Here is a 10,602-nt window from a genome sequence, read left to right on the forward strand (position 1 = left end):
AGGCGGCACGATCACGACCACGACCAGCCAGATCCAGCAGGGCTCGTCGCTCATCGCCGGCGGCGCCATGCTGATATCGGGTAATCAGGGTGTGCTGATCGGCGGCTCGTCGCTGACGGCCAGCGGCAATCTCGGCATCGTCTCGACGAATGGCAATATCGCAATCGTCGCCTCGCAGGATCAGACCACGAGCCAATCGAAGACAATTGCCGGTGTCGCCACCGGCTACAAGAGCGGGCAATCGTCTTCTACCGCCGTTACCAATAACGCGTCCTCGATTACCTCGCAGAATGGCAACGTCACTGTTCAGGCCAACACGGGCAATATCAGCGTCATTGGTTCCGATATCGATGCCAAGGGCGGTGCGGCCAACCTCATTGCCAAGGGCGATATCACCATTGGTGAGGCGACCGACAGCGCATCTTCGTCCAGCAGCAGTGGCAAGACGAAGCGCAGCGAAACCACGACCACGGCAGAGGGCTCGTCGATCTCCGGCCAGACCGGCGTCAACATCACCTCCACCAGCAGCAACGTCACCATCTCGGCCTCGGACGTGACGGCTGGCGATGCCACTCATACCGCTAACGCCAACATCAATGCGGCCGGCAACATTGTTATCGCTTCCGGCAAGAACACCGGCGAGACCACCACCGACAGCAAGAAGAGTGGTTTCCTGTCGTCGTCGAAGACCCATACCCATACTTACGACGAAGATACCGTTGGCTCCGCCATATCGGCTTCCGGCAACATCAATGCCAATGCAACTGGCGAGACCGTCGTCTCCGGCTCCAGCATGGCCGCTGGCAACTATCTGTCGTTGTCCGGTTCGACTGTCACCGTCATGGGCGCCGAGGAAGAGCACGAGAGCGACAAGCAGGTCAAGAAATCCGGCATCGGCGTCGGTTCCGGCGGCGGATTTATCTCGATTTACGGATCGAAGGATTCGAAGAGCAGCCAAAGCTCAACCGACAATATCGGTTCGACGCTTTCGTCTGGTGGTACGACGACGATCACCTCGACCCAGGGCGACGTCAACATCTTCGGCTCGTCCTCGCATTCCGGCGACGGCACGACGATCTCATCAGCGCGTGACGTCAACATTGCGCCAGGCGCGGAAGAGCAATCCTCTTCCAGCCAGACCAAGCGTTCCGGCTTCGGCATCAACTTCTCCTCCGGCAACGGTAGCCTGTCGATCGGCATTGGTGTCGCCAAGTCGGAAGAGAAGCGTTCGAAAGACGCCAATATCAATGCCGTCAGCACGTTGGATTCCGGTGGCAGCATTACCATTGCCGCCAACCGCAATATCAATGACCAGTCCGGCAAGATCCTCGCCGCCGGCCCGGTCGGTCTGATTGCCCGTGACAGCGTCAACATGCTCTCGAGCAATGACGTCACCAACGCCTCCGAGATGCAGAAGCAGAGCTTTGCTGGTGTCAGCCTGTCGGTGCAGTCGTCGCTGATCGGAGCCGGACAGCAAGCGATGCAGGCTGGTAGCCTGCTCTCCGGGGATAACGGCATCTACGGAATTGCTCCCGCGGTCCTGGCCGGCGTCAATGGCTATAACGCGATCACGTCGATCAAGGCGGCCATCGACGCCAAGCCCGATCCAAAAACTGGCCTGAAGCCCGCCGTCGCCGGGATCTCATTGACGGCTGGCTATAGTTTTAGCGAAAGCTCGCAGCAGTCGACGACCTCGATCCCGGTTCCGCCTGACATCCGCGGCAGCTCGGTGACCATCGTCGCCCAATCCGGTGACGTCGTCGGTCGCGGCGTGCAGATCAGTGCCGGCATGGGCAAGGATGGCAAAGCGCCAGCTCTTTCCAGTGATCCGGATAGCGGCAGCATACTGATTTCCGCAGCAGGTAATGTTGATTTTGAAAGCGTCCAGGCCACCAGCGACAGCAAGAGCAGCAGCAAGTCGGGCAGTGTCAGCGTCGGCGTAGCCGCGAGCATCGATGCCAACCGCAACATCTTCAATGCCGGCCCGACCGCGAACGCCGCCTACGGGTCCGGCAAGCAGGTGGCAAGCTCGGTCACGCAGGTCAATTCTAGCGTCAGCGGCACCAATACGGTCACGGTCGTTGCAGGCGACACGCTGACTCTGGCTGGTGGTGTCCTCTCCGGCAAAACGGTCAACGCCACCGCCGCCAACGGCATTGTGATCGAAAGCCGCCAGGACGCGGCCTCCTATAACGAAAAGTCAAAGAGCGCCCAGCTCGGCATCAGTTCCGGCGGCATCAGCGGCGGTTATAACCAGGGCACCATCACCGGCGACTATGCCAACGTTTCTCAACAGAGCGGCATCTTCGCTGGTTCCGGCGGCTATCACGTCAATACCGATGGCACGATCGATCTGAAGGGCGGCTTCATCGGCTCGACCGCCGATCCCAAAAACAACGATCTGGCCGCAAATCAGATCCTCTATTCCAACATCGAGAATTCGATGTCGGCATCCTCGAGCAGTTACGGTTTCAGCCTGATCGGCGTGGGCATTCCCGTCCCGGTCGTAGGTCAACCGGCCAAGCAGAGCGACAGCGGCGAGACGCTGGCGACGATTACGCCGGGCAACTGGAATCTGACGGGCCAGAGCCAGGCTCTCTCTGGCCTCAATACCGATGCTTCGAAGGCCAACAATACCGTCGACCCCTTCGACATCGACAAACTGAAGGCCCAGCAGCAGAGCGCTGCCGCCTTGTCGGCACTTTTGAATATGGGCGTCGGCGAGCTTTCAGATCGGCTCGGCTTTGACGAAGGATCTCCCGAAAAGGTTGCTCTGCACGCTGCAGTCGGCGCGATTGTTTCACAGGTGGCTGGCACCAACGTTGGTGCCGGTGCTCTCGGCGGTGGGCTGAGTGAAATCGCCAATGGCGTACTTCAGCAGGTCCTGCAGACCAATCCCAATCTCACGGACACCCAGAAAAGCGCCATTACCCAATGGGTGGCAGCCGCTGTCGGCGCCGTCGCCGGCGGAGGCACGGGCGCTGCCGCTGCGCTCGACAATGTTAACTACAATTATCTGACGCATAAAGAGCGCAAGGAACTTGCCCGCGCACTGGCGGACTGCAGCCCCAAAGACCCTGAATCCCCGGCCTGCGGTCGAGTTAAGGAGCTTCAAGCGCTTACGATCAGTCGCGACGAGAAACTTGATAGCTGTGTCGGTAATTCATCAGCTTCCTGTGTCAAGGCTCGCACCGATCTGCGAATTGCGGCTGCAGAGTATCTTGATGCCGCCCTGACGGGAAATGGCGAGAGCGATGAGATGTCGCTCCTTGAGCGGCACATGGTGTTTCTGAAGGCATGGCAATATGCCGATAGCGGCGATGCCCAAAACGGTCAGGACTTTGGGGACGAGGCATCCAAGCTGAAAAGCGACGCAGCTAAGGCCCTTCTGACCGGTTCAAAGGATCAGATCGTAAGCGTTATTCGCGATCCGATCATCGCAGGGATCATCGCCTTTGGCGGCACTGGTAGCGCCAGAACGATTATTGACGAAGTTATTGCTGGTAGGCCTAGCACGATCCAGGACGCTGTACCTGACGTTCCAGAGGGCGTTCCATATTTCCGGGTTCAAGGAGGCGGTTCGGGTACGGCCACAAGCCGCGAAGCGCTAACTGTAAATGCGGATGGATCGGTTACAATTTCGCCTGGGTGTACGGGATCGATTTGTGTTAGCACAGGTAGCGCGGACCATGCCGCTTATTATCTTTCTCAGAAGCGTCAAGACGGTAATGTGGTAGTGTTTGAGGTGGATCGCACAACTCATAACGAAATTATGAAAATGGCAGTTCCTCAGGCTGGAAATCGTGGAGCGCCCGTGCAGATCGTTGATCCAACGACATCCGGGAGTGCAATATCGCTTCAATTAGATCAATTCTATTCAGACCTCATGGCTAAAGCTTCATCAAAGGGCAGAGTCTTGACGCAGCAGGAGTTTTCAAATGAATTTGGATCAAATCACTAGTAAGTTGCGGAAGAACATCCTAGAGCGCGAAGAATGCATCGGTTTTTTCGTGCATTCCGGCAATTATTATTGGATTGTTGACTGGGAGGCCCATTTTAACCTCGACCAAGCAAAAAATATTGAAGCGCTGTGTAATAAGCCACAATATCTACAGTTCTTACCGAAAGAACTTTCTATCGATCAGTGGCGACAGCAGCAACTTAATAGTTTTCGCGAAGGCATTCCAAGGCTGACGTACGAGCTCTTTACTCAATATCGTGATGGCCAATCAGCCAAAGTCGCTAATACCGAGCTTCTCCGTACAGAGTTTTTCAATGACGATCATGGCGAATTTGGTCATATGTCCAGGCTCGTCGAGCAATACCTTTCATTTGGCACTCCTATCCCGGAGGAGTGGATATCCTTAAGGGCGAAGATATTCTCAAAGCTGCCTAAGTTTTACGTAAATTATGACCGAAAGCTCTTCATGCACATGGTGCGTGGCCGTTCATATGAGGCTGTCATACTGGACGGGTGGTGGGGTGCTGAGTGCGATTTTGAACACATGATTCCGAATTCTCACCGCTATTGGGTTAGGAATACTCGGGAAGATTTTTGGGCCGTGACAAACTTCTCAGATTTCTGATCTAAACCGTCGGCTCGGCTTTGCCGAGGGAACTCCCGAAAAGGTTGCCTTGCATGCTGCCGTCGGCGCAATCATCTCACAGGTCGCCGGCACCAACGTTGGTGCCGGTGCTCTCGGCGGTGGGCTGATTGAAATCGCCAATGGCGTACTTCAGCAGGTCCTGCAGACCAATCCCAATCTCACGGACACCCAGAAGAGCGCCATTGCCTAATGGGTGGCAGCAGCTGTCGGCGCTGCCGCCGGTGGATGTACCGGTCCTGCCGCCGCGCTTGATAATGTCAATTATAACTATCTAACGCATCAGGAGCGCAAAAACTTGCTCGCGCACTGGCGGACTGCAGCCCCAAAAGACTCTGAATCCCCGGCCTGTGGCCGAGTTAAGGAATTCTAAGCTCGGCTTATTTCATCGACCGGATCGGCTACACGCCGGAGACCAAGGTTCCCTTCCTGGGCGATGCCTATTTCGACAATCAGCTCATCGACGAGCAGATGCGGCAATTGGTCGGTGATGGCCTCGGCGCGGGATCCTTCATTCCCGGCAATAACGCCACCGACCAGACGAAGACGCTGCTCGACAACGGCGTTGCTTACGCCGCGGCGCATGGCCTCGGTCTCGGGCAGGCGTTGAGCCCTCAGCAGGCCGCGTCATTGACGCAATCGATGGTCATCTACCAGACCGAGGTGGTCGACGGCGCGCCGGTGCTGGTGCCGGTCGTCTATCTCTCTGCGGCCGACGGCATGACCATCAATGCCAATAGCATCAAGGCCAATGGCGGCGCTTTCCTCGCCGGCGGCAACATGAATCTCAATGCCGAGAACGGCATCACGCTCGCCGCCCAGACCATGAACATCGGCGGGCAAACCGTGGTCGCCGCCAATGGCGGGATCACGGCCGGCGGCAACCTGAAGATGGATGCCGGCGCCGGCAGCCTGACGCTGAGCGGTACGAAGGTGGCCGCCGGCGGCAGCGCGCAGCTCTCCGGCCAGACCATAACGCTGGGCGCCGTCAAACAGGACAACAGTGGTGTCCAGACGCTGGTCGGCACCACCGTAACCACTGGCGGTAACCTTAGTCTTGCGGGCACCAACGGCGTCAACATTATCGCCAGTTCCGCCAAGGTCGGCGGCGACCTGTCCGTCGCCTCCGCCAGCGGCACTGTCAGCATCATCTCTGCTGGTGTCGACAATACCGTTCTCAGCAAGGACCGTCTGAACCTTTCTCAAGGCGGCACGATCACGACCACGACCAGCCAGATCCAGCAGGGCTCGTCGCTCATCGCCGGCGGCGCCATGCTGGTGTCAGCCAATCAGGGCGTGCTGATCGGCGGCTCGTCGCTTACAGCCGGCGGCAATCTCGGCATCGTCTCGACGAACGGCAATATCGCGATCGTCGCTTCGCAGGATCAGACCACGAGCCAATCGAAGACGATTGCCGGTGTCGCCACCGGCTACAAGGGCGGCCAGTCGTCCTCGACCGCCGTTACCAGCAACGCGTCCTCGGTTACCTCGCAGAATGGACACATTGCCGTCGAGGCCGACACCGGTAACATCAGCGTCATCGGTTCCGACATCGCCGCCAAGGGCGGCACCGCCAACCTGATCGCCAAGGGCGACGTTACTATCGGGGAAGCCATCGACAGTGCCTCCTCCTCCAGCAAGTCCGGTTCGAAGAAGGCAACCGAAACCACGACCACGGCTGAGGGCTCGTCGATCTCCGGCCAGACCGGCGTCAACATCGCCTCGACGGCTGGCGATGTCACGATTTCGGCATCCGACGTCACGGCCGGTGACGCAACGCATACAGCCAACGCCAATATCAGCGCTGCCGGCAACATCGTCATCGCTTCCGGCAAGGATACAGACGAAACCACCTCTGACAGCAAATCGAGCGGCTTCCTCTCTTCCAGTAAGACCCACACCCACAGCTATGACGAAAATAACGTTGGCTCCTCCATCTCGGCTTCTGGCAATATCAACGCCAATGGGGGCGGCGAGACCGTCGTCTCCGGCTCGAACATGGCCGCCGGCAACAATCTCAGCCTCTCCGGCTCGACCGTCACCGTCATGGGCGCCGAGGAGGAGCACGAGAGCGACAAGCAGGTCAAGAAGTCCGGCATCGGCGTCGGCTCCGGCGGCGGGTTTATCTCCATCTATGGGTCGAAGGATTCAAAGAGCAGTCAAAGCGCGACCGACAACATCGGCTCGACGCTTTCGTCTGGTGGCACGACGGCGATCACGTCAACTCAGGGCGACGTCAACATTTTCGGCTCGTCTTCGCATTCCGGCGAGGGCACGGTGATTTCCTCGGCGCGCGACGTCAACATCGCGCCCGGCGCGGAAGAACAGTCCTCCTCCAGCCAGACCAAGCGCTCCGGCTTCGGCATCAACTTCTCCGCCGGCGACGGCAGCCTGTCGATCGGCATTGGTGTCGCCAAGTCGGAAGACCAGCGCTCGAAGGACGCCAACATCAATGCGGTCAGCACCTTGGACTCCGATGGCAGCATCACCATCGCAGCCAACCGCAACATCAATGACCAGTCCGGAAAGATCCAGGCCGCCGGCCCGATCAGCCTGATTGCCCGCGATAACGTCAACATGCTCTCGAGCAACGACGTCACCAACGCTTCCGAGATGCAGAAGAAGAGCTTTGCCGGTGTCAGCCTGACGGTGCAGTCATCGCTGATCTCAGCGGGCCAACAGGCGATGCAAGCGGGCAGCCTGCTATCCGGGGATAACGGCATCTATGGAATCGCACCGGCGGTCCTGGCGGGGGTCAACGGCTATAACGCGCTTAGCAACGCATACCAATATGCCACGACCGGGAAGGCTTCTGGCAACATCGCATCGATCTCGATCACAGCTGGTTACAGCTTCAGTGAAAGCTCATCGCAAGCGACAACATCGATCCCCGTTCCGCCCGAGATCCGCGGCAGCTCGGTGACCATCGTCGCCCAATCCGGCGATGTCGTCGGTCGCGGCGTGCAGATCAGCGCCGGTATGGGCAAGGATGGCCAGACACCGACGGTCTCCGATGACCCCAACAGCGGTCATGTGCTGGTCTCGGCGGCCGGCAATGTCGACCTGGAAAGTGTGCAAGCGACCTCTGACAACAAGAGCAACAGCAAATCGGGTAGCGCCAGCTTTGGCTATAGCTTGAACCTCGGGGCGCAATCGAGCGCCGGCTTTGGCGCGAGCGGCAGCTATGCCAGCGACAAATCGAATGGCAGCTCAGTCACCCAGGTGAATTCAAACGTCAGTGGCACAAACACCGTCACGATCGTTTCTGGCGATACGCTGAAACTTGCCGGCGCCGTGCTCTCCGGGAATACGGTCAACGCCGCTGCCAAGAACGGAATCATTATCGAGAGCCGCCAGGACACGGCAGTCTACAATGAGAGCAACAAAAGCGCCTCGCTCAGCGTCGGACCGAGCCCGAAGGGTTCAGTGATCGGAGGCGGCTACAATCAGGGCAGCATCACTGGCGATTACGCCAACGTGACGCAGCAGACTGGTATCTTCGCTGGTTCTGGCGGCTATCACGTCAGAACGGACGGCACCATCGATCTTGTCGGCGGCTTCATCGGCTCGACCGCCGATCCCACCAGCAACGATCTAACAGCCAATCAGATCCTCTATTCCAACATTGCGAACTCGATGTCGGCCTCGTCAAAAAGCTACGGCATCAGCCTGGTCGGCCCTGGCATTCCCGTGCCGGTCGTTGGCCAGCCGGCGAAACAGAGCGATCGCGGCGAAACACTGGCAACCGTTACGCCTGGCAACTTGAATCTGGCGAACCAGAAACAGGATCTGTCTGGTCTCAACACAGACGCTGCGAAGGCCAACACCCAGGTCGAACCGTTTGATATCGATAAGCTCAAGGCCCAGCAACAGAGCGCCGCAGCGCTGTCGCAGCTCATGAACATGGCAATCGGTTATCTTGGTCAGAAATTCCAGCTTGCCGATGGCGGTACCGAGAAAGTTGCACTCCATGCGGCGGCAGGTGCGCTCACGGCCTTGGTTGCCGGCGGCAACGTCTCAACCGGCGCACTTTCCGGTGCGGCACAGGAATTGATCGGCGCCATCGTTGACAAGGCGCTGGCGGACAATCCCAACCTCACCCAGGACGAGCGCAACGCGCTGGGTCAATGGGCTTCCGTTCTGGTCGGCATGGCAGCCGGTGGCACGCAAAGTGCCGCCACCGCGTTGGACGCGGAAAAGTACAACCGTCAGCTCCACATCGACGAGGCTAATCTAATCAGGAGCAATGCAGCACGGTTCGCTTACGAACAGGGTCTTTGCGGCAACGCCGTAAGCCCATCTGGCTGCAGCAAGGATACCATCAATGTGGCGATCGGTGAGTTGACGACCCAGGCGCTGAAGCAGGTGGACGCGACAGCGGCTGATGCTACGCAGGACAGCGCGGCTGCGGCATTTTTGGATAGCATCGCACCCCGGAATACTATCTGCGCCACGGGCGGCACAAATTGCTCCTTTTTCCACGCGTATGGCAATGAGTACCAGGACGCGACGATCAACTCCCAGTATTTTGCCCGGGTGCTCAATCTCTATAATCTTGCCTCGCAGGTTTATGCCACCGAGCATACCACGTCTAAGGACTTTGCGGGTGCACTCGACAAAGCGGTTCAGACGATTAACGGAGCGGCTCAATCGAGAGCGGCAGTCGACAAGGCTTTGGCGACTTGGGAGATCATGAATGGAGTTTTTATTGGTGCAGCCACAAGTGGGGCGCCTGCGACAGGTGTCAACCAATCGCTTGGATTCGAACTCGAACCGCTGAGTGGTTCCGCTTATCCGGGCACAAGAAGCCCAACGATTTCGCCCTCGCAGCAAGCTCGCTCGTGGCAGGGGAGCGGCGATTATCCGGGTGTTGATAACTACGTGGATGTTTTACTTTCTGGCGGAAGTTATGTGGTCGGAGCCGCGCCGGGGCAATCGCCTTACTACACGAGCTTGCAGGGATACTTGGGCACCGGCGGCACCGCGAAAGGGTATTATGGTGCACTTCAAATAGCGCCAAATACCACCAATCCAGCCTATCCACCTTATAGAAACGGCGTTACAGTATATCAGGTGGTTGGAAATACGTCGGCTGCTTTCAGTTCTTCGACTACGGCGAACCCCGATTGGGGGAACGGCGGGGCCCCGCAATTCTTTATACCAAGCTACAAGGATTCGCTGGTGCCGCTGTTTTCCATTCCATTCAAGGATTAGATAATGGTTTGCAACATTGACAGGAGTGACGGTTCAATTCTCTTGGTAGAGGGTCGAGTGCTCGCTCGAAACGAACGGCTTTCTCAGGTTGTCGGGATGGGACTTACGGTATGGAATGATTTGGAGGTCGATACCGGCTGGCGACATATTTCGATTAAGGATGTTTTCATGCTGGGAAGGCCGGCCGCTGCAAGGTTAAGCTTTTTCAGAGAAGAATTAAAAAAAATTTCCTTCATGCTGCTCGATCGAGACGGAGCTGAACCCGATCAAGTGCGACGCCACTATGACGAGATCTTGATGGCTGAGTTTGGCAATCCGCAGGAAAGGTACGCCCATGGGATGACGGCCTATATTTTTCCGTGGGGCCGTATCGAAACAGCATTTGATCTGCACAACAATCAGTGGAGTATATTGCTGAGTTGGACCTGACATTCCATTGATCCAGGCCCAAATAGCGGATTCGAGTTCCTGATTTGCCGATGGCGCTTACATGATCTCGAATTGTAAAAAAACCTGTCGGTAGTGGTCGACAATAACGTCATCACTAGGACAGTCGCCGCTTCAATATCCAAGCGCAATTCTTTCAATCTTCGGAGAATTACGGTGACAGTGCACTCAATAAGATTCCAGATTTGACCAAAGTAAGCAAATGCCCGTCTTGCTCGGGTCGTCGTCGCTGATATTCCACATCACGCCACCCAAAGCGGGAACGAGCGCGTGCAAATCCCCTTTCGCGATCAAACCAAAGTCATCATTGAGGAAATAGTGCACTGTCACCGTAACT

5 protein-coding genes are annotated in these 10,602 nt (G+C 57.5%); all 5 read left to right on the top strand.

Annotated features, from left to right (window positions below; genetic code table 11):
- The coding region (locus RHSP_RS07355) for a hemagglutinin repeat-containing protein (protein WP_200863245.1) at window positions 1-3,961 on the top strand (3,961 nt) is incomplete at its 5' end.
- Window positions 3,939-4,586, top strand: a complete 648-nt coding sequence (locus RHSP_RS35285) for a hypothetical protein (protein ID WP_004111974.1) — start codon at window positions 3,939-3,941, stop codon at window positions 4,584-4,586. The genes RHSP_RS07355 and RHSP_RS35285, both read left to right, overlap by 23 nt.
- Before the next feature lie 49 nt (window positions 4,587-4,635).
- On the top strand, window positions 4,636-4,797 hold the full coding sequence (locus tag RHSP_RS34545; protein ID WP_240535378.1) for a hypothetical protein: 162 nt from the start codon (window positions 4,636-4,638) through the stop codon (window positions 4,795-4,797).
- A gap of 278 nt (window positions 4,798-5,075) precedes the next feature.
- Window positions 5,076-9,818, top strand: a complete 4,743-nt coding sequence (locus RHSP_RS07365) for a hemagglutinin repeat-containing protein (RefSeq protein WP_004111976.1) — start codon at window positions 5,076-5,078, stop codon at window positions 9,816-9,818.
- A 3-nt stretch (window positions 9,819-9,821) separates the two neighbouring features.
- On the top strand, window positions 9,822-10,247 hold the full coding sequence (locus tag RHSP_RS07370) for a hypothetical protein (RefSeq protein WP_004111978.1): 426 nt from the start codon (window positions 9,822-9,824) through the stop codon (window positions 10,245-10,247).
- Window positions 10,248-10,602: the final 355 nt, after the last annotated feature.

This window comes from Rhizobium freirei PRF 81, assembly GCF_000359745.1.
GTDB lineage: Bacteria > Pseudomonadota > Alphaproteobacteria > Rhizobiales > Rhizobiaceae > Rhizobium > Rhizobium freirei.